Genomic DNA, 18,332 nt, shown 5'->3' with positions numbered 1-18,332 from the left:
TTGTCGCGGGCCCGTGTTACGCGCTAAGGTTCCTCCCCCCTGCATTCAAATCATGCTGTGCTCCGCCGCACGGGGATGGCTGGCGGCCGGCACCCGTGACCCTGACGAGTAACACGATGGCTGATTTACCGATCAATGACCTTAACGTCGAATCCAACGAGACCCTGATCACACCTGATCAGCTCAAGCGCGAAATCCCTCTGAGCGACGCTGCCCTGCAGACCGTCACCAAGGGCCGCGAAGTCATCCGTGACATTCTCGACGGCACCGACCACCGCCTCTTCGTGGTGATCGGCCCGTGCTCGATCCACGACCTCAAGGCCGCCCACGAATACGCCGAGCGCCTCAAGGTACTGGCGGCTGAAGTGTCCGACACCTTGTACCTGGTGATGCGCGTTTACTTCGAGAAACCGCGCACCACCGTCGGTTGGAAAGGCTTGATCAACGACCCGTACCTGGACGACTCGTTCAAGATCCAGGATGGCCTGCACATCGGTCGCAAACTGCTGCTGGACCTGGCTGAAATGGGCTTGCCCACCGCCACCGAAGCCCTTGACCCGATCTCCCCTCAGTACCTGCAGGACCTGATCAGCTGGTCGGCTATCGGCGCGCGCACCACCGAATCCCAGACCCACCGCGAAATGGCGTCCGGCCTGTCTTCGGCCGTAGGCTTCAAGAACGGCACCGACGGCGGCCTGACCGTGGCGATCAACGCGCTGCAATCGGTCTCCAGCCCTCACCGCTTCCTGGGCATCAACCAGGAAGGCGGCGTCTCCATCGTCACCACCAAGGGCAACGCCTACGGTCACGTGGTGCTGCGCGGCGGCAATGGCAAGCCCAACTATGATTCAGTCAGCGTCGCACTCTGCGAACAGGCGCTGAACAAGGCCAAGATCAAGCCGAACATCATGGTCGACTGCAGCCACGCCAACTCCAACAAAGATCCGGCCTTGCAGCCGTTGGTGATGGAAAACGTCGCCAACCAGATCCTCGAAGGCAACCAGTCGATCATCGGTTTGATGGTCGAGAGCCATTTGAACTGGGGCTGCCAGGCGATTCCAAAGGACTTGGCCGACTTGCAGTACGGCGTGTCGATCACCGATGCGTGCATCGACTGGTCTGCTACCGAAAATACCTTGCGCAGCATGCATGCCAAGCTCAAGGACGTATTGCCCAAACGCAAGCGTACCTGAGCCGCAGACACAAGAACGCCGGGCTAAGCCCGGCGTTTTTTTATGGTGCAATGTAGGGTTTACAGCTTTGCCGCATGACGCTGATGGCGCTCCATGTAGCGTTCGACATAGGAGCATGACGGGATCACCGTGTAGCCGGCCTCTTCAGCGAACTTCAGCGCTTCCTCGGTCAACGCAGCCGCAATGCCACGGCCCCGCAGCGCGTTGGGCACGAACGTGCGATAGATATCCAGGGTCTGCTTCCCGAGGTCCATATAGGTCAGATAGGCACGATGACCGTCCACATTGGTCTCGAACTGATGACCAGCCTGGTCATGGTGGATGGACAACGCCTCGCTCATCACTACTCCTCGCGGGTCTTGGATTTCGACCCCTACCTTACCGATGTTTTTCCGGCGAAGGAACATCTACGCCACCCCGTGCCGGTTTCGACAACGAGAAAACCTTGAGCGCTCACACCCAGCACGTAGGGAATAGTAGGCACCAATCCTGCGATTGCTCAAGGCGCACTCATCATCCCCTGCCGCTGGTGGATATAGAAAGGGCCTCGATCAACCGGTGACCGATAGCCTGAACATTGCCGGCAGTTGAATCTTGAGACGAACCGCCGCTCTTAAAGTCACCTCTAGATGAGCAAAAGATGCCTGCCGTGGTAAAGGCAACCTGAACGAAAGTGTCAGCCTCGATATATACTTTTTCATCTATTTACAAGGCTTAACACATGCGGGCTGGCCCTTTCAGCCTGGATCCAATACCCATCGAGGTGAAAAAAACTGGCTGGTTTTTATACAATTCTCCAAAAGATTAGCCAAAATAGATTCAGCACAAGAATTTTTTTTGCTTCTTGCGCTACGTCAGTTTACTTACTACAAGTAATGGGTAGTATGTACGCCGGCTATCAGCTCACTCTGGGTAAGTAGCCATTTAATAGAAAGTCCTTGAAGGGGAACACGATGAACAACGTTCTGAAATTCTCTGCTCTGGCTCTGGCCGCAGTTCTGGCTACCGGTTGCAGCAGCGTCTCCAAAGAAACCGAAGCTCGTCTGACTGCAACTGAAGACGCAGCAGCTCGCTCCCAGGCTCGTGCAGACGAAGCCTACCGTAAAGCTGATGAAGCTCTGGCTGCTGCTCAAAAAGCACAACAGACTGCTGACGAAGCTAACGAGCGCGCTCTGCGCATGCTTGAAAAAGCAAGCCGCAAGTAATAATCCTTCGGGGTTGTTATCAAGCCGATCCATTCTTGGGTCGGCTTTTTTATTGCGCGGGATTCAGCCTTGAACCCCAGGCAATAAAAGCCCGCCGCAGCGCAAGGCCGTGGCGGGCTTCTGGTCGAACAGGCGCTTATTGCTGCAGGTCAACCGGAACACTGGCGACGGGCGCTGCGCCAGGTACGCCAATTTCAGTGGGCAAACCATCTTCGGCGGCAACGACGTCACGCACCTGGTCCCAGTTCACCCGCAGGTTATTGGCCAAGTCTTCACGCTTGAGCAAGGCGTTGATCACCGCGGTGTGCTTGTCGACCACCGACGGCGTGCCATCATCATTCAACGGTGTATGCGCTTCCAGGTAGACCTTGCCACCACTGCTGCCGAACTTGTAGGCATCGTTGATGATGCGCACCGACGTACCGACCGGCACCATGCCCGCCATTTCCAGCACGTTGTTATTGAACATGCGGAAACAACCGTGGCTTGTACGCGTGCCGATACCAAATTTCATGTTGGAGCCGTGGATCAAATAACCCGGCGTGCCCAAGGTGAACTTGAACGGTCCCAGAGGGTTATCCGGCCCGGCAGGCACCACGTTAGGCAGCGGATCACCGTTGGCGGCGTGTTCGGCCTTGATCGACGCCGGAGGCGTCCAGGTCGGGTTTGGCGTCTTGGCGACGATACTGGTGTGGGCAATCGGCGAGCCCCAGCCCTCGCGACCAATTCCCAGCGGGAAGGTATAGACCACATTCTGGCCCTTGGGATAGTAGTAGAGCCGGTACTCCGCCAAATTGATCACGATGCCTTCCCGTGGCCCGGGCGGCAGGATAAAGCGTGTCGGCAACACAATCTCGGTACCCGCGCCCGGTAACCAGGCATCGACGCCAGGGTTGGCCGCGACCATTTCCGAATAGCCCAGGTCATAGGTGGTACCCAGGTCGGCAAAGGTGTCTTCGTATTTGGCCTTGATCACCTGGACCTGACCGACAATGTCCTCGCCTGGCGGCGGCAGGGGCAACTGCAAGGCTGCCGCCGAACCGGCCGCACAAAGTGCAGCGAGAGACAGGCAGCAGGTGACGACGGAAAGGCGCGACAACATCCGGAAAATCCTTCGCAGAACGACAGGTAGGGAAAAACTGATTGTATACGTGAAGCCCGCGTCTAGCATCAAGCGGGCTCGACTACAGCTCGAAACGCAGCTCCGGCCAGATCGGCGGCGTGCCGCGCTTTTGCGACTCGAGAATCGCCCGGCACAACGGGCACAGCCGCTGGTCCTGGAAGATTGAGCGATCCACTGACGACCAGCGGGGTTGCGCCGGCAGCAAAGTACCGCAGAGGGTGCGGTCGATCGAGCCCCCCAACTCCAATTGACGCGCCACCAAATGCACCCGGACTTCCTGGCAGGCGAACAGATCCAGCTGCTCGTCTGGCTCGATCAGTTGGTAGTTAAACAGGGACCAGGCAGGGCGCGACATCGAGGGCTCCAGATCGGGGGGGCGCCACCTTAGCCGAAAGCCTGTCGGTAGAAAAGCGTCATAACAACGGTTTTAACGTTGGCCAGACATTTTCCAGCAACTTGCCTTGGGCGCCGACCGCCGGGTGAAGCTGATCGGCCTGCATCAGCTCGGGATGCCCCCCCACGCCCTCAAGGAAAAACGGTACCAGCGGGACACTTTTTTCCTTGGCCAAAGCACCGTAGACCTCGGCAAACGCCGTGGTGTATTTCGGGCCGTAATTAGGTGGCAATTGCATGCCCAACAACAGCACCTTGGCACCACCGGCCTTGGACTGGTCGATCATCGACGCAAGATTTTGTTTCAATTGCGCGGGCGGCTGCCCACGCAAGCCATCATTGCCTCCCAACTCGATGATCACGACCCCAGGCTTATGCTCTGCAAGCGCCGTGGGTAGCCGCGCGAGACCTCCGGCACTGGTATCGCCACTGATGGAAGCATTGACCACTTTGTCGTCAAAACCTTCTTGCTTGAGCCGTTGTTCCAGCAGCGCGACCCACCCTTTGCTGGTATCCAGGCCGAAACCGGCACTGATACTATCGCCAACGATCAGGACTGTACCCGCCGCTGCGTTCTGGGCCATGCACATCAAGGCCAGGCCAGCACTCAAAAACCACATTCGCATCGGATTCTCCATGGGCGCAAGCATTCTCACCGCGCGAAACCTAAGCAAAGTGGTTCCCAGCGCGGAAGGTGAACTGACTATCCTGCACGAACTGAGCCTGGAACTGAACAAGGGCGATAGCCTGGCTATCGTCGGCAGCTCCGGCTCCGGCAAATCCACCCTTCTGGGCCTGCTGGCGGGCCTCGACCTGCCCAGCAGCGGCGAAGTCACCCTGGCCGGGCAAGCCCTGAGCCCCCTCGACGAAGACCAGCGCGCACGCATCCGAGCCGAACACGTAGGCTTCGTCTTCCAATCCTTCCAACTGCTCGACAGCCTCAACGCCTTGGAAAACGTCATGCTGCCGCTGGAGCTGGACGGCCGCAAAGACGCCCGCGAGCGCGCCAGATACCTGCTGGAGCGCGTCGGCCTGGGCCAGCGCCTGACCCACTCGCCACGCCAGCTTTCCGGTGGCGAGCAGCAACGGGTGGCCATTGCCCGCGCGTTTGCCGCCGAACCGGACGTGCTGTTTGCCGATGAACCCACCGGCAACCTCGACAGCCATACCGGCGAGCGCATCAGCGACCTGTTGTTCGAACTCAATAAAGAGAGCGGCACGACCCTGGTACTGGTCACGCACGACGAGCGCCTGGCCCACCGTTGCCGGCGCCTGATCCGCCTTGAAGCCGGCCTGATGGTCGAGCCCCTGGAGCCTTGATGGCACGCCTGCCGCTGTTGCGCCTGTTCAGCCTTGCCATGCGCCAATTACTGCGCGATGCCCGCGCAGGTGAACTGCGCGTGTTGTTCTTTGCCCTGCTGGTGGCCGTGGCCGCCAGCACCGCCATCGGTTACTTCGGGGCTCGCCTCAATGGCGCGATGATGTTGCGCGCCACCGAGTTCCTCGGCGCCGACCTGGTACTCGAAGGCAGCTCACCGGCCCGCGCCGAGCAAATCAAGTCCGGGACCGAGCTGGGCCTGGATCACGCACGTATCGTGGAGTTCTCCAGCGTCATCGCCACGGATAAGGGTATCCAGCTGTCCAGCATCAAGGCCGTCAATGAGCAGTACCCTTTGCGCGGCGAGCTGAAAAGCAGCGCCGAGCCCTTCGGCACTGAAACCCCAGGAGGCGGCCCCAAACCTGGCGAAGCCTGGGTGGAAGCGCGACTGCTGACGGCGTTGGACCTGAAAGTCGGCGACAGCATCGATGTCGGCATGAAAACGCTGCGCCTGGCGCGCCTGCTGACGTATGAGCCCGACCGCGCCGGCAACTTCTATAGCCTCACGCCCAGGGTAATGATCAACCTGGCCGACCTGGACGCCACCGGCGTGGTCCAGCCTGGCAGCCGCGTGAGTTACCGCGAGCTGTGGCGCGCGCCACAAGGCAGCACGGCGCTGCAAACCTATCGCGCCCTGGTCAAGCCGGGCCTCGCCGCCAACCAGCGCCTCCAGGACTCGCGCGATGGCAACCAGCAGATCGGCGGCGCCCTGGGCAAGGCCGAGCGCTACCTGAACATGGCCAGCCTGGTGGCGGTGCTCCTGGCCGGCGTAGCCGTGGCGCTGTCGGCCAACCGCTTTGCCAGTCGACGCTTCGATGCCAGCGCGTTGCTACGTTGCCTGGGCTTGTCGCGACGCGAAGCCATGCTGCTGTTCAGCCTGCAACTGGGTGTGCTGGGCTTGCTGGCAAGCCTGACCGGTGCCTTGCTCGGCTGGTTGGCGCAGTTTGGCCTGTTCTACTTCCTGCACGACCTGCTGCCAGCGGATGTGCCACCCGGCGGGTTGCTACCCGCCGTCGCGGGCATCGGTACCGGGCTGGTCGCTCTTGCCGGCTTCGCCCTTCCCCCCTTGGCCGCACTGGGCCGAGTACCACCGCTGCGGGTACTGCGTCGCGACCTGTTGCCTATCCCCTCGAGCACGTGGATGGTCTACGGCGCAGCGCTCTTTGCCTTGGGCCTGATCATGTGGCGCCTGAGCCTCGATCTGGTATTGACCTTCGCCTTGCTGGGCGGCGGCGTGGTGGCGGCGTTGATCCTCGGCGGCATGCTTTTGCTGTTACTGCAAAGCCTGCGACGGTTACTGGCACGCGCCTCCCTGCCTTGGCGCCTGGGCCTGGGCCAATTGCTGCGCCACCCACTGGCCGCGGCAGGCCAATCCCTGGCGTTCGGCTTGATCCTGCTGTCCATGGGGTTGATCGCCCTACTGCGTGGCGAGCTGCTGGATACCTGGCAAAACCAGTTACCCAAGGACGCACCCAACTACTTCGCGCTGAACATCCTGCCGGCCGACAAAGACACCTTCAGTGCCCGACTGCTGGACGTACAGGCGCAATCGGCGCCGCTCTATCCGGTGGTGCCGGGGCGATTGATCAGCATCAATGGCGACCCCGTGCAGGCCATTGTCAGCAAGGACTCCAGCGGCGACCGCGCCGTGCAACGTGACTTGAGCCTGACCTGGGCTGCCGACTTGCCACCGGGTAACGTCCTGACCGCTGGCACCTGGTGGTCAGCGCAACCCGGCGATGACATTCCTGGCGTATCGGTAGAAGCCAAGGTGGCTGAAAGCCTGAAGCTCAAGCTCAACGATCACCTGGTGTTCACGGTAGGCGGGGAAAATCGCGAAGCACGGGTGACCAGCCTTCGGACCATCAACTGGGATAACTTCCAGCCCAACTTCTTCATGATTTTCCAGCCAGGTACCTTGAAGGATCTGCCGGCGACCTACCTGACCAGCTTCTACCTGGCGCCCGGGCATGACCAGCAGATCGTCGACCTGTCGCGGGCCTTCCCGGCCGTTACCATCCTGCAGGTCGAAGCCCTGCTGGAGCAACTGCGCAGCATCCTTGCCCAAGTAACCCTGGCGGTCGAATACGTACTTCTGTTTGTACTGGCGGCGGGAATGGCGGTGTTGTTCTCCGGCCTGCAGGCCACCCTGGATGAGCGAATCCGCCAAGGTGCGCTGCTGCGGGCGTTGGGTGCCGAGCGCGCGTTGCTGGTCAAGGCTCGGCGCATCGAATTCGGCCTGCTGGGCGCAGTCAGCGGCTTGCTCGCGGCACTGGGCACAGAACTGGTGACCTGGGTGCTGTATCGCTATGCCTTTGATCTGGCCTGGCATCCCCACCCTTGGCTGTTGCTGCTGCCTGTGATCGGGGCGGTACTGATCGGCGGCGCCGGGGTATTCGGGACGCGCCGCGCATTGAATGCCAGCCCGCTGACTGTATTGCGCGAGGGTTGAAACGTTGATGGCTCGCGCACTACAAGCGGGCCATCATGACGACTTCACATATTCGATCGCCGTGATCCACCAACACACTTCACCGCTGGGCGTCTGCACGATTGCCTCATCATCCACCTCCTTGCGCAGCAGCGCGCGCGCCATGGGTGAGTCGATCGAAATGTAATCCATGCGGTCGTAGATCTCGTCATACCCCACGATACGAAAGCGCTTGGTCTCACCCTGCTCGTTTTCGATATCCACCCATGCGCCAAAAAACACCTTGCCCTCCTGCTCGGGCATGTATTCGACCACGCGCATGTCTTCCAGGCGTTTGCGCAAGTAGCGTACCCGCCGGTCAATCTCACGCAGCAGCTTCTTGTTGTACTGGTAATCCGCGTTTTCGCTGCGATCTCCCAGGGAGGCAGCCCACGTCACTTTGCGAGTTGTGTCCGGTCGTTTTTCACGCCATAGGTAATCCAGCTCTTTTTTCAGCGCTTCATGACCTTCTTTGGTAATCAGCTTGGTACTCAAACGCTTGCATCCCCAGGCAATGTCCAATGGTGCCGATACGCCACGGGATCATGCCCTGGCGTCGGCTGGCTGGGACTGATGATAAATGAACCCTGGAAAGTAGCCAGGCCGGCGAGCCCATCGGCTTACTCCTGGCCATCCAGAACTTGATCCAACTCCAGGAGGGCACCCTGCAGGTGTTGCCGCATGCCCGACAGCTGAGACCTCATCGTCGCCAGTCGTTCTGTCCTTTGCCTGACTTCCGACTCCTGACGCTGTAGTTGCGCATGACGCTGCTCCAGTTCATGGCTCCTTTCCTCCACCTGACTTTGCTGATGCTGCAATCGAACCTGCCACTGCTCAAGCATTGCTTCCTGCTCGAGGAGCGCAGATTTTTTTTGCGCCAACTCTTGGGCGACCTTGGCAAGATTGGTCAACGTGCTATCCATCTCAAGCAACGATGCATGCTCCGTTCGGGCAGGCAGTCTGGCTGGCGAGGCCTCGCTTTGCTCAAGCAGCGCAGGAGCCATGCGGGCCTCAGCCATGACTTCTGGCGGCTCTGCCAAAGGCTTAGGCGGCTCATCAACGGCGCCGTCATCCAGCAGCGCCGGAGCCGCCTTCGATGAGCTCGAGCTTCGGGGCGGCGTAACCATTTGCGATGAAAAACGAATGGACGGCACGATCACCGCATTGCTTTCGATGGGGGGCAACGTGGGGGCCGACATGCCCAAGGTAATCACCTTCATGACCAATGCTTTCTTGATGATGAGCGAGTGATGATCCTCGGGCCTGGCAGGCGGCAACCTGCAGCCCTTCAAATCAATGAAATGAAAGGGAACCTGGGGATCGGCACCTGCGCTTGCCTTGGTGCCTGACGCGGCGGCCACGAGGATTTGCTTGAAGACTTGCATCGCGGCTTGCAGATCCTCTTTCGAGTCAACGCCTGCCAGGAAGTACCGTTCGAGCTTTTTACGCAGTACGGCGATATAGACCCTGGAGTGACCAGGCTCAGTCTCTTCATCCAGGCTATACACCAGAAAATTGGAGCCCGTTTGATCGACAGCAAACCCACAGAGCAGTGCACCGTTGACGGGCGCATCCGCACCGCTGCGTTCAAGAACAAGGGTACGTAGAAGCATCATGGTAATCAGGCCTCATAATAAAATAGAAAACTCTATATAAACATCAGATAAACATCAGATAAACATCCGAACACTAACGAGCCTCTAAAACAAAACAATTGTTTCAGTGAGTTATCGAGTAAAACGTAGGATTTTTCTTATTAGTCGAACTCAACGTTCCCAAACGCAAGTATTGAACGTACCCTTTTTAAAGCTTACGCATACCCCTTCGCCAACGCCGACGCCCAGCCAACCTTATTCGGTAAACACATGATCGAGATAAGCAACTTGACAAAAAAACTGGGCAGAAAAAATATAATTACCAACTTTTCATTCAGCGCCAGACCCCAGGAGTGCGTGGGCCTATTTGGCGAGAGTGGCGCAGGCAAGACAACAATACTGAATTTGATTGCCGGCTCGATAAAGCCGACCTCCGGACAAATCAACATCCAAGGTTTCAATACCCAGACCCATTCAATTCAAGCCAGAAAAGCCATGGGTTACCAACTCCAAGACGGCCTCAACCACCCCACGATGTCCGTCAAAGGCATCCTCAACTTTGTTGCCGATCTTCGAGGATTCCGTGGCGCCGAAAAGCGCAGTCAAGTGGGGATGACGGCCTCGCGCCTGGACCTGCTACCCGTACTCAATTGCCCCGTCAACGCGCTCTCCCTTGGGCTCAAACGCCGAGTTTCGATGGCCCAAGCCATCCTGCATTCCCCCTCCCTGCTGCTGCTGGACGAACCCGTAGAGGGGCTCGCGCCGGAGCAACGGCTCAAGTTCAAGGCACTTATCCAGTCCTTGACCGAGGAAATGACAGTCATCATAGCCTCCCGCCATTACCACCCGTTGGCTGACATCTGCACCCGTGCCGCGATCATCGCAGGCGGTCACCTGATAGCCGATGCTTCGCTGCCTGAGTTGCAGCGCAGCTCTCGCCATTTCCAGGCCGTGACAGTGGCCGCAGACACGCCGCTGGACTTGCTGGCACTTGCCGTATTACCCGGCGTTGCAGGCATCGAAGAAGACCATCACGCGCCGGGCACCGTAACGGTTCTGGCTATGCCTGGGCACTCTATCCTCCCCTCGATCAACGCGCTCATCACCCAACGCGGATGGAGCATAACGTCACTGAACCTGGAGCCAGGTCGCCTGAACGATGTCGTTCACCATCTGAGCCTGGAGGTATCCCCGTGAGGCTGTTGCCCATCATTTTCAAACGCCAACTCGCCAGTTATGCCTCTGCACCCGGAACCTACCTGAGCGTGGCGGTTTTCCTGCTGCTGTGTGCTGCGCAGGGGTTGTACACCCACCACTGGATGGAGCAAAACAACAGTGGCTTGCAAGCTTTCTTCGAGCTGCACTCCTGGCTTTATCTGCTGCTGATACCCACATTGGCAACGCAATTGTGGGCCGATGAAAATAGCAGCAGCTTTTCCGAAACGATGAAATCCTTGCCCGTCACCTCGATGGAATGGATCATCGGAAAGTTCATGGCGGCGTGGGTGGTATGTGCTGTTGCCTTAGTCTTGAATTTCCCCATCGTGATCGCCGCCAACTATCTGGGTACAACCGACAACATCATTATCACTTCACAGCTACTCGCCAGTTGGTTACTGGCGGGAAGCTACCTGTCTGTCGGAAGTTTTATATGTGCAATTGCACGCCAACGTATTGTCATTTTCCTATTGACACTGGGCTTGCTGCTGACGGTCAGTGGGCTTATTTCAGTATTGGACGCACTTGAACATCAGACCCCCATCTGGATTATCGACAGTTTGACCTCCCTTGACCCTATTTCACGTTTCAGCATGATGGACAACGGTAAACTGACGCTTCATGACAGCCTCTACTTCATCAGCATGATCATCGCTTTTCTTTCTGCGACGACCGTTACGCTCAACTATAAAAACAGCTGAGAAGGAAAGCTGCTGATGCGATCCGCTCTTCGTACAGGTATGACACTGATTGTCATATCATTACTGTTTCTGGCATTCAATCTGGTCTGGGTGAAAAAACTGCCCGATATCCACTGGGACTTTTCACAAGAAAAAATCCACACGTTATCGCCACCGACGCAGCAATGGCTTGCAACCCTCGAAAACCCTGTGGACCTGTATTACTTCAACTCGATCAATGCCCCTCAAAAGAGCCGGACATTGAGACGCTACGGCCAACGCGTGGATGACGTGCTCAAGGCGTTCGAAAGAGCGGCCGAAGGCATGATCAACCTGCACATTATTGACCCCACTCCATTTTCCGAAGATGCGTACAAAGCCAGCTTGTTCGGGCTCGATGACAGCCAAGGATTCCTTGGCCTCATCGGCACGCGCGCCGGCCATGGCACACAACGCATCGAAAGGTTCAGCCCCGACAACGAGCCATTGCTTGAGTATGAAATCAGCCATCTGATCTACTCGTTAATGCACCCCGAGCGCCCCACTGTCGGCCTTCTATCTGGGCTGCCGCTGGATGAGCCTGCCTCACAACTGTTGACGCAGATACGCGAGCATTTCAACCTGGTGAGCCTGGCATTGAACATTGCTCAGGTGCCCCCATCGATAGGCACGCTGATGGTCGTGCAGCCTCGCGGCCTGCCCGAGCAGACGCTGTACGCCATTGAACAGGCTGTATTGAAAGGCTCCAAGCTGATGATCTTTATCGACCCCGTCAGTGAGATGAGTGCGAACCTCGCCTCGACAGACGCCATCCTGGATAGGGTGCTTGGCGCATGGGGCATACACATGTCGACGGACAAGCTACTGGTCGATAATCTTTATGCCTCGTCGAGCCCCCTTGGCCCTGAAATGCCCACGGTTCTGCACCCGGCGAGACTAGAGCTGCCACGACAGGCAATGAGCACGGACGATATCAGTACCTGGAACCTGAACAACGTGACCGTCTCGAGTAGCGGTGCACTCTCCCAACCCCTCAAAAGCCGTACGCTGTTCACTCCACTACTACAGAGTTCCCGACAGTCAGCGCTGCTGGACACAGAGCGTTTTGCGTCGGCAACGGCGTTCGACTCGCTCGTCGATGAAACGTCCAACTCAGGGCAACACCATGTCATCGCCGCCCGTCTACAAGGGCCTGCCTATTCGGCATTTCCAGACGGCCTCAAGGGGAAGCCGCCCGGTTTGCAAAAGGCCGAACAGATCGAGGTGGTGGTCATAGCCGATACTGACTTGCTCTCGGATGCCATCAACAACACCGGCCCCAACAGCAACGCACAGTTTGTATTGAACACATTGGATAACCTGTCAGCGGCCGAGACGCTCAGGAGCATTCGCCCGCGTGCCTTGAACCCCACCCGCCTGCACGTGCTCGACGCCATGCGCGAGGCCGCCGAAAAGGCTTATCAGGAAAGAGCCGGTGAGCTGGAGCGGCGACTTGAGCGCACAGAACAGGCATGGCAACAGCTGACCCCACAGCTGGCAAGCCTCGGCACCCAGGCGGTGGATACCAATACCCAGTTGCAAGCACTCAACAAGGAACGCCTGCGTCTTCCCATGGAGTTGCAGGCGCTCAAGACCCAAGCGTACGCCCCGCTGCTGCGCTTCGAACGAAACCTGAAACTGTTGATGATCGCAACAGTGCCGCTGCTGCTGTGCTTGATTGCCTGGGTACTGTGTCTATACCAGCGCCGGCGTCGATCGCCCACGGTAGGCATCTACCACTGACCGCTCAGCGGCGTGCTATCAGCCCTTGCCGGGCAATCCGCGTCAGCTGGCGAATCACCTCATCGGCATCGCCGGCGCTGGGTGCCTGGATCACCGCGAGGTCGAAACTGTTGCTGGCAAAACGGGCAAGGGAATCGCCGTCTTCAACAAACTGGATCAGGAATGCCGACGGCCGGCCGGTACGACGTGGCCAGCCATCCAGGTAACGCAATAGCGTCGGCTGGTGCTTGCCACCCAGGAGGATTTTTGGATTGCGTTGAGTCAGGTCCGCAGTAATCGGGGCCAGGCGTATGAGAGGGCGTAGTGCATTCATCGTGTCGTGTCTCTGCCTCAAAAGTCTGCGGGCAGGTGAGAGGCAACACCGAACCAGCGCTTTAGCGGTATTTCGAAGTGTCCTCTGCATGAGAGAACGTACTTCTGTCGGGCTGCATTGAGTCCCGGTGGCGCCCCGCAATTAGCTGTTTAAATCGGCGCATGAGCAGCATCCTAGAGAAGCCGATGGGGGCGTGTCAAGAAAACCGAGCAACGAAAAGACCCGCTCATGGCGGGTCTTTTCAGGGGCGAGCGTCAGGGGTTGCGCAGGGATCAGCGGGTGCTAATCACACGGTCGGCAGACAGTTTGCCGGCGCCTTCGAACAAGACTGCCAGCGCACCGCCCAGCAAGGCCAATGCGAACTCATAACCGTTGTTGGCCATGAACAGGCCGTTATGGATGTGCACCGAGAAGATGGCTACCAACGACAGGAAGGTCAGCCCCAATGCCGCAGGACGCGCCAGCAAACCGATGATCAGGGCCAGGCCAGCGAAGAACTCCGTACCGCCCGACAACACGGCCATCAAGGTACCCGGCGCCAGGCCGATGCTTTCCATCCACTGCGCAGTGCCCGCCAGACCGCCGCCGCCGAACCAGCCGAAGAGCTTTTGCGAACCGTGAGCAGCGAAAATGATACCGACGAAGATACGCAGAACAGTCAGGCCGTAGCCGGCGCGGGTGGACAGGATGCGAGAGATCAGTGGGCTCATGAGGTTAATCCTTTTCAAAGTAGGGGTGACTTGGCCGCTATATTAATCAGATTAGATAATGATAAAAGCCGAAAATATGCCTTATACACATCAATTAAATCGATTATTTCCGTGAGGCAATTTTCGCCGCTGACGGTTCCAGGGATCCTCGTTCCCGCTCGAATGCCAGGTAATACTTGTTGACGCTATTAACATAGCTGACGCCGCCCATCCCCACCTGCTCCATGGCAATGCGCTCAACCTGGAAGAACCACTGGTTGGGATTGAGCCCCCTGCGCCTGGCCTCGGTGCGCATACCCTGAACCCGCTCCGGCCCCATGTTGTACGCCGCCAGCACAAAGGCCATGCGTTCGCGCTCATTGAGCTTGGGGCTGGCGAAAAACTTGCGACGGATCATCGCCAAGTAACGTGCGCCCGCTTGTACGTTACTGTCGAGGTTCTCGATATTGTTGACACCCACACGCTGCGCCGCCGACGGTGTGATCTGCATCAGGCCAGTAGGCCCGCCACTGTTGCGTGCACCCGGGTCCAGGGCTGACTCCTTGAACGCCAATGCAGCCAGGTTCAACCAGTCCATGCCTTGCTCACGCGCATGTTTTTGCAGGACCGGGCGCAGTTTTTCCAAACGCTGGCGGTCGGCGCGAGCCAGCGGGTTGCGCACTTGGTAGAGGCGTCGATAGATACGCTGGAACGCCACATCCTGGTCGGAGGGCGTTCGGTAGGTCTTGAGGAAACGGTCAATGCTGGCCCGCAGCATCGAGGCATCCTGGCGTACGAACCAGTATTCATCACCCGGCTCGCTGATTGCCACCTGCTTGTCAAAACGCAACTTGGGCAGGACCTTCGACCAACGCTCGGCGATAGGTTTTTCAACGATCGTCAGGTGAAAAATCTCCGCCTGGACCATCTCCAGTACATCTTCCACGGCCAGTGTCGGGTCAACCCACTCGACCTTGACCGGGGGTTGCTTGTGCAGGGCCAGCTTCTGGTTGACCTGGTTGATCGCATCCGCTGCGGCACTGCCTGTCGTCAGTGCCAAGGTGCGCCCGGAGAGTTGCTCAAGCTTGGTAAACCGCCGCTCGCCCTTGACGCCCACCAGCCACAGCGGCACATCACTGGCAATCGGATCGCTGGTACTGATCTTGTGCGCGCCCTTCATATCCAGCAGTTCGCCGGGGGCCACCACGTCACCTTCGCCACGCGCCAGCGCGCCCAGCAACTGGTCCTTGGCCTTGGGAATGATCTTGAGGGTGATTTCTTCGCCATCACGGGCATGGCCGTTGAGATACTGCTCAAAAGCACGCAACCGATGGTACTCGACACCAATGGCCTGGCCCTGCACCTCACCGGAACTGTTACGGCTCTGGTTGACCAGCACACGCAGGGTGCGACTGGAACGAATTTGCGCGAGGTCACGCACCTTGCCGGGCTTGGTGACTTCCAGCGGCCCGTCCAGACGCGCCACCGCCGCCATGGGCAGCAGTAACGTCAGGCATAACATTAGCAACGCCGAGGGTCGGATCATCCGCTCTCCGGAAAGAATACTGGCCAGCGCCTTCGCGAAAAACGAAGTGCTGGAGGTCAGAAACAGAGCGCTTTAAGCGCTGGCAAAGCGCGCAACGGCGCCATGGTGAAAGGCAACGGGCCCACCACAATGTCGCTTGCGACGTTCAAAGACAGCTATAACGCGTTGTAGTTCTTGGTTTTTCTTATAAATCTACAGCTCTGATATGCTTTCCGACCGCAGGCGGAGATAGCACCATGCAACTCATTGATATCGGCGTCAACCTGACTAACCCCAGTTTCGACGAGAGGCACCAGGCCGTTCTCGAGCGCGCCTACGCCGCCGGCGTGGAACAATTGGTGCTCACCGGCACCAGTATCGAGGGCAGCGAACAGGCCCTGGAACTGTGCGTAAAACTGGATGAGGACGGCCAGCGCCTGTTCAGTACTGCCGGCATCCACCCCCACTCCGCCAGCGACTGGAACAGCGACAGCACCCAGCGTTTACGTGGCCTGCTCGGGGAAAGCCGGGTACGCGCCGTGGGCGAATGCGGGCTGGACTTCAACCGGGATTTTTCCCCTCGCCCACAGCAGGAAAAAGTCCTCGAAGAACACCTGGCCCTGGCCGTCGAGCTGAAACTGCCGGTGTTCCTCCACGAACGCGACGCCAGCCAGCGCCTGCTGGAGATCCTCAAGGACTACCGCGACCATCTGCCCGCTGCCGTTGTGCACTGCTTCACAGGCGAGCAGCAGGCGCTGTTCAGCTACCTCGATCTCGACCTGCACATTGGCATTACCGGTTGGATCTGCGACGAACGTCGTGGAACGCATCTGCATTCACTGGTAAAGGAGATTCCCCGGGGCCGGCTGATGCTGGAAAGCGATGCCCCTTACCTGCTACCGCGCACCCTGCGACCCAAGCCGAAGAACGGCCGCAATGAACCTGCTTACTTAACCGAAGTGTTGCGCGAGGTCGCCCTTCATCGCAATGAAACCGTCGAGGACCTGGCTATACACAGCACCGCCTGCGCCCGCGCTTTTTTCGGCTTGCCCCAAATAGGTTGATTCAGGTGGTTGATGCGGCGCATTGACCCATGTCAAAAACACCTTTCTGAGTAGCGGCACAATAATGGCACCTTGCCAATACCGTTTCCGCTATCAGAGAAAACCTTACATGGGTGCCTGGCTTAGCAATATCTCGCTGAAGTACAAATTCTGGGCCGTCAACGCGGTCGCTTTCATTACCACCCTGCTACTGGTGCTGTACGCCGTGCAGCTCGAACAGCAGGCGCGCAGCCATGTCATCCAGGCCGCGGCGCAGGCCCAGGCACAATTACTCGGGGCTTGGCCGGCGGACAAGGCATTGCCCAAGGGGGAGCAGTGGCTGACGTTTGCCCGCGGCCAAGCCCCACAACTGGCAGACCTGGACCTGTCAGCCCTGAGCAACGCCAGCGGCTGGGTCGAACTCAATCACATGCCGTTGTTCGGCGAAAACCCACTGATGGGTGCCGAAGTGAACGCGCGCGCCGACGGCCAACAGATCGCCGTACTGGCTTACGGGCCGAGCCTTAGCCAAGTGTTCAGTGAACACTTCGCCCACTACGCGGTGGCTGTGGCAATCCTGATGCTGGCAATGCTGGGTGCTTCACAGCTGTTGATCCGCTTCCTGCTCAGCCAGCTCAACACCCTCAAGGACGTGATGCTGCACGTGGAGAAAACCGGCGACCTGTCAGCTCGCGTGCCCCTGGCCTGCAAGGACGAAGTCGGTCAGATGGCGAGCGCCTTCAATGCCATGCAAGCCGGCTACCAGCGAGTGGTCAACACCGTGGCACACACTGCCCGGCAACTGGATGACGGTGCTGCACGCCTGGCCACTAGCATGAACGAGGTGCAGCACGGCATGCTCGGCCAGCAAAGCGAAACCGACCAGGCCGCCACCGCCATCAACGAGATGACGGCCACCGTCTACCATATTGCCCAACACGCCGGTGCCACCCGCGACTTGTCCCAGACCGCCGACACCCTTGCCGGCAGCGGCCAGGAAGTGGTCACCCGGGTACAACGCTCCATCGCCGGGCTCTCCAGCGGCGTGCAACAGACCGCCGAAATGATTCAGAAACTGGCCGAAGACAGCCAGAAGATCAACGGCGTGGTCGGGGTGATCCACAGCATTGCCGAACAGACCAACCTGCTCGCCCTCAACGCGGCCATCGAAGCCGCACGCGCAGGCGAAATGGGCCGTGGTTTTGCCGTGGTCGCCGATGAAGTGCGCAACCTGGCCAAACGCGTACAAAGCTCCACCGACGAAATCACCCGCATGGTCTCGGCGCTGCAAGCCGGCACGCGCGACGCGGTGGACTTCATGCAGGAAAGCTCGTTCAAGGCCGATGACTGCGTACAACAGGCCCAGGAGGCCGGCGCCGCACTCGCGCAAATCACCGGCGCGGTGGCGCAGATGCGCGAGAGCAACACTCAGATCGCCGTGGCCGCCGAGCAGCAAAGCCATGTGGCCGAAGAGATGAACCGCGCAGTGGTGAGTATTCGCGATGTGACCGAAAACACCGTGCAACAAACCGTTGCTTCAGCAACGACCAGCAATGAACTGGCGACCTTGGCCGGGGAGTTGAGCAAGGCGATTGGGCAGTTGAAGCTGTAGGGCTGTTCAACCTGTAATCCGACTCCTACGATCGCCCCTCCAATTAGCCAAAGCTTTGACGAAACCTCCTAGGTTTCCCGGCGGATAACGCCGACTTCTTTTACCTGCCAACC

18 protein-coding genes are annotated in these 18,332 nt (G+C 58.8%); 9 read left to right on the top strand and 9 right to left on the bottom strand.

Annotated features, from left to right (window positions below; translation table 11 throughout):
- Positions 1–116 precede the first annotated feature (116 nt).
- Positions 117–1,193, top strand: a complete 1,077-nt coding sequence (locus M5B43_RS23505; RefSeq protein ID WP_053130701.1) for a 3-deoxy-7-phosphoheptulonate synthase — start codon at positions 117–119, stop codon at positions 1,191–1,193.
- Positions 1,194–1,252: 59 nt separating this feature from the next.
- Here the strand turns inward: M5B43_RS23505 and M5B43_RS23500 are convergent, their stop codons facing one another.
- Positions 1,253–1,534, bottom strand: a complete 282-nt coding sequence (locus M5B43_RS23500; protein WP_003189869.1) for a GNAT family N-acetyltransferase — start codon at positions 1,532–1,534, stop codon at positions 1,253–1,255.
- Positions 1,535–2,146: 612 nt separating this feature from the next.
- Here M5B43_RS23500 and oprI point away from each other — a divergent pair.
- The gene (oprI, locus tag M5B43_RS23495) at positions 2,147–2,398 is read left to right on the top strand and encodes an outer membrane lipoprotei OprI (protein ID WP_003172710.1); all 252 of its coding nucleotides are present in this window, start codon (positions 2,147–2,149) and stop codon (positions 2,396–2,398) included.
- A gap of 136 nt (positions 2,399–2,534) precedes the next feature.
- Here the strand turns inward: oprI and M5B43_RS23490 are convergent, their stop codons facing one another.
- The 3 genes from M5B43_RS23490 to M5B43_RS23480 all read right to left on the bottom strand — a co-directional run bounded on the left by M5B43_RS23490 (position 2,535) and on the right by M5B43_RS23480 (position 4,540).
- Positions 2,535–3,500: a L,D-transpeptidase family protein gene (locus M5B43_RS23490; protein ID WP_248752306.1), complete on the bottom strand. Its 966-nt coding sequence runs from the start codon at positions 3,498–3,500 to the stop codon at positions 2,535–2,537.
- Positions 3,501–3,582: 82 nt separating this feature from the next.
- Entirely contained in the window at positions 3,583–3,876 is a 294-nt protein-coding gene (locus tag M5B43_RS23485; protein ID WP_016972348.1) for a hypothetical protein, read from the bottom strand.
- 58 nt (positions 3,877–3,934) lie between these two features.
- Positions 3,935–4,540 carry an arylesterase gene (locus M5B43_RS23480; protein ID WP_248752305.1) on the bottom strand — a complete coding sequence of 202 codons (606 nt, stop codon included), beginning with the start codon at positions 4,538–4,540 and terminating at the stop codon, positions 3,935–3,937.
- Positions 4,541–4,550: 10 nt separating this feature from the next.
- Between M5B43_RS23480 and M5B43_RS23475 the strand changes: the two genes are divergently transcribed.
- Together M5B43_RS23475 and M5B43_RS23470 are read left to right on the top strand one after the other, a co-directional pair.
- Positions 4,551–5,234: an ABC transporter ATP-binding protein gene (locus M5B43_RS23475; RefSeq protein WP_248752304.1), complete on the top strand. Its 684-nt coding sequence runs from the start codon at positions 4,551–4,553 to the stop codon at positions 5,232–5,234.
- Positions 5,234–7,744 (top strand): ABC transporter permease, encoded by a 2,511-nt coding sequence (locus tag M5B43_RS23470; RefSeq protein WP_248752303.1) that lies wholly within the window; start codon positions 5,234–5,236, stop codon positions 7,742–7,744. The genes M5B43_RS23475 and M5B43_RS23470 overlap by 1 nt, the downstream gene beginning before the upstream one ends.
- Positions 7,745–7,777: 33 nt before the next feature.
- Here the strand turns inward: M5B43_RS23470 and greB are convergent, their stop codons facing one another.
- Entirely contained in the window at positions 7,778–8,257 is a 480-nt protein-coding gene (gene greB / locus M5B43_RS23465) for a transcription elongation factor GreB (protein WP_248752302.1), read from the bottom strand.
- A 125-nt stretch (positions 8,258–8,382) separates the two neighbouring features.
- Positions 8,383–9,378 carry a hypothetical protein gene (locus M5B43_RS23460; protein ID WP_248752301.1) on the bottom strand — a complete coding sequence of 332 codons (996 nt, stop codon included), beginning with the start codon at positions 9,376–9,378 and terminating at the stop codon, positions 8,383–8,385.
- 249 nt (positions 9,379–9,627) lie between these two features.
- Between M5B43_RS23460 and M5B43_RS23455 the strand changes: the two genes are divergently transcribed.
- The 3 genes from M5B43_RS23455 to M5B43_RS23445 are packed head-to-tail and all read left to right on the top strand — an operon-like array spanning position 9,628 to position 13,037.
- On the top strand, positions 9,628–10,554 hold the full coding sequence (locus M5B43_RS23455; protein WP_248752300.1) for an ABC transporter ATP-binding protein: 927 nt from the start codon (positions 9,628–9,630) through the stop codon (positions 10,552–10,554).
- Positions 10,551–11,276 carry an ABC transporter permease gene (locus M5B43_RS23450; RefSeq protein WP_248752299.1) on the top strand — a complete coding sequence of 242 codons (726 nt, stop codon included), beginning with the start codon at positions 10,551–10,553 and terminating at the stop codon, positions 11,274–11,276. Before M5B43_RS23455 ends, M5B43_RS23450 begins: the two co-directional genes overlap by 4 nt.
- Positions 11,277–11,291: 15 nt before the next feature.
- Entirely contained in the window at positions 11,292–13,037 is a 1,746-nt protein-coding gene (locus tag M5B43_RS23445) for a Gldg family protein (protein WP_248752298.1), read from the top strand.
- 4 nt (positions 13,038–13,041) lie between these two features.
- Here M5B43_RS23445 and M5B43_RS23440 read toward each other — a convergent pair whose 3' ends face one another.
- The 3 genes from M5B43_RS23440 to M5B43_RS23430 form a co-directional block, all read right to left on the bottom strand.
- On the bottom strand, positions 13,042–13,350 hold the full coding sequence (locus tag M5B43_RS23440) for a hypothetical protein (protein WP_016975361.1): 309 nt from the start codon (positions 13,348–13,350) through the stop codon (positions 13,042–13,044).
- Between the two features lie 272 nt (positions 13,351–13,622).
- Positions 13,623–14,060 carry a DoxX family protein gene (locus M5B43_RS23435; protein ID WP_248752297.1) on the bottom strand — a complete coding sequence of 146 codons (438 nt, stop codon included), beginning with the start codon at positions 14,058–14,060 and terminating at the stop codon, positions 13,623–13,625.
- 103 nt (positions 14,061–14,163) lie between these two features.
- Positions 14,164–15,585: a transglycosylase SLT domain-containing protein gene (locus tag M5B43_RS23430; RefSeq protein ID WP_248752296.1), complete on the bottom strand. Its 1,422-nt coding sequence runs from the start codon at positions 15,583–15,585 to the stop codon at positions 14,164–14,166.
- A 236-nt stretch (positions 15,586–15,821) separates the two neighbouring features.
- Between M5B43_RS23430 and M5B43_RS23425 the strand changes: the two genes are divergently transcribed.
- Both M5B43_RS23425 and M5B43_RS23420 read left to right on the top strand, forming a co-directional pair.
- The gene (locus M5B43_RS23425) at positions 15,822–16,628 is read left to right on the top strand and encodes a TatD family hydrolase (RefSeq protein ID WP_248752295.1); all 807 of its coding nucleotides are present in this window, start codon (positions 15,822–15,824) and stop codon (positions 16,626–16,628) included.
- A 109-nt stretch (positions 16,629–16,737) separates the two neighbouring features.
- Positions 16,738–18,219 (top strand): methyl-accepting chemotaxis protein, encoded by a 1,482-nt coding sequence (locus M5B43_RS23420; protein WP_248752294.1) that lies wholly within the window; start codon positions 16,738–16,740, stop codon positions 18,217–18,219.
- Positions 18,220–18,332: the final 113 nt, after the last annotated feature.

Source organism: Pseudomonas sp. MWU15-20650 (assembly GCF_023242475.1).
Classification (GTDB): domain Bacteria; phylum Pseudomonadota; class Gammaproteobacteria; order Pseudomonadales; family Pseudomonadaceae; genus Aquipseudomonas.
Note: the sequence above shows the minus strand (reverse complement) of the source record. Positions and strands in the feature narration are given on the sequence as shown.

Excerpts from the sequence above, each read along its gene's own strand:
- M5B43_RS23420 (WP_248752294.1), top strand. The coding sequence starts at position 16,738 with ATGGGTGCCTGGCTTAGCAATATCTCGCTGAAGTACAAATTCTGGGCC.
- M5B43_RS23505 (WP_053130701.1), top strand. The coding sequence starts at position 117 with ATGGCTGATTTACCGATCAATGACCTTAACGTCGAATCCAACGAGACC.
- M5B43_RS23480 (WP_248752305.1), bottom strand. The coding sequence starts at position 4,540 with ATGCGAATGTGGTTTTTGAGTGCTGGCCTGGCCTTGATGTGCATGGCC.
- M5B43_RS23435 (WP_248752297.1), bottom strand. The coding sequence starts at position 14,060 with ATGAGCCCACTGATCTCTCGCATCCTGTCCACCCGCGCCGGCTACGGC.
- M5B43_RS23485 (WP_016972348.1), bottom strand. The coding sequence starts at position 3,876 with ATGTCGCGCCCTGCCTGGTCCCTGTTTAACTACCAACTGATCGAGCCA.
- M5B43_RS23445 (WP_248752298.1), top strand. The coding sequence starts at position 11,292 with ATGCGATCCGCTCTTCGTACAGGTATGACACTGATTGTCATATCATTA.
- M5B43_RS23475 (WP_248752304.1), top strand. The coding sequence starts at position 4,551 with ATGGGCGCAAGCATTCTCACCGCGCGAAACCTAAGCAAAGTGGTTCCC.
- M5B43_RS23460 (WP_248752301.1), bottom strand. The coding sequence starts at position 9,378 with ATGATGCTTCTACGTACCCTTGTTCTTGAACGCAGCGGTGCGGATGCG.
- M5B43_RS23425 (WP_248752295.1), top strand. The coding sequence starts at position 15,822 with ATGCAACTCATTGATATCGGCGTCAACCTGACTAACCCCAGTTTCGAC.
- M5B43_RS23470 (WP_248752303.1), top strand. The coding sequence starts at position 5,234 with ATGGCACGCCTGCCGCTGTTGCGCCTGTTCAGCCTTGCCATGCGCCAA.
- M5B43_RS23440 (WP_016975361.1), bottom strand. The coding sequence starts at position 13,350 with ATGAATGCACTACGCCCTCTCATACGCCTGGCCCCGATTACTGCGGAC.
- oprI (WP_003172710.1), top strand. The coding sequence starts at position 2,147 with ATGAACAACGTTCTGAAATTCTCTGCTCTGGCTCTGGCCGCAGTTCTG.
- M5B43_RS23430 (WP_248752296.1), bottom strand. The coding sequence starts at position 15,585 with ATGATCCGACCCTCGGCGTTGCTAATGTTATGCCTGACGTTACTGCTG.
- M5B43_RS23490 (WP_248752306.1), bottom strand. The coding sequence starts at position 3,500 with ATGTTGTCGCGCCTTTCCGTCGTCACCTGCTGCCTGTCTCTCGCTGCA.
- M5B43_RS23455 (WP_248752300.1), top strand. The coding sequence starts at position 9,628 with ATGATCGAGATAAGCAACTTGACAAAAAAACTGGGCAGAAAAAATATA.
- M5B43_RS23500 (WP_003189869.1), bottom strand. The coding sequence starts at position 1,534 with ATGAGCGAGGCGTTGTCCATCCACCATGACCAGGCTGGTCATCAGTTC.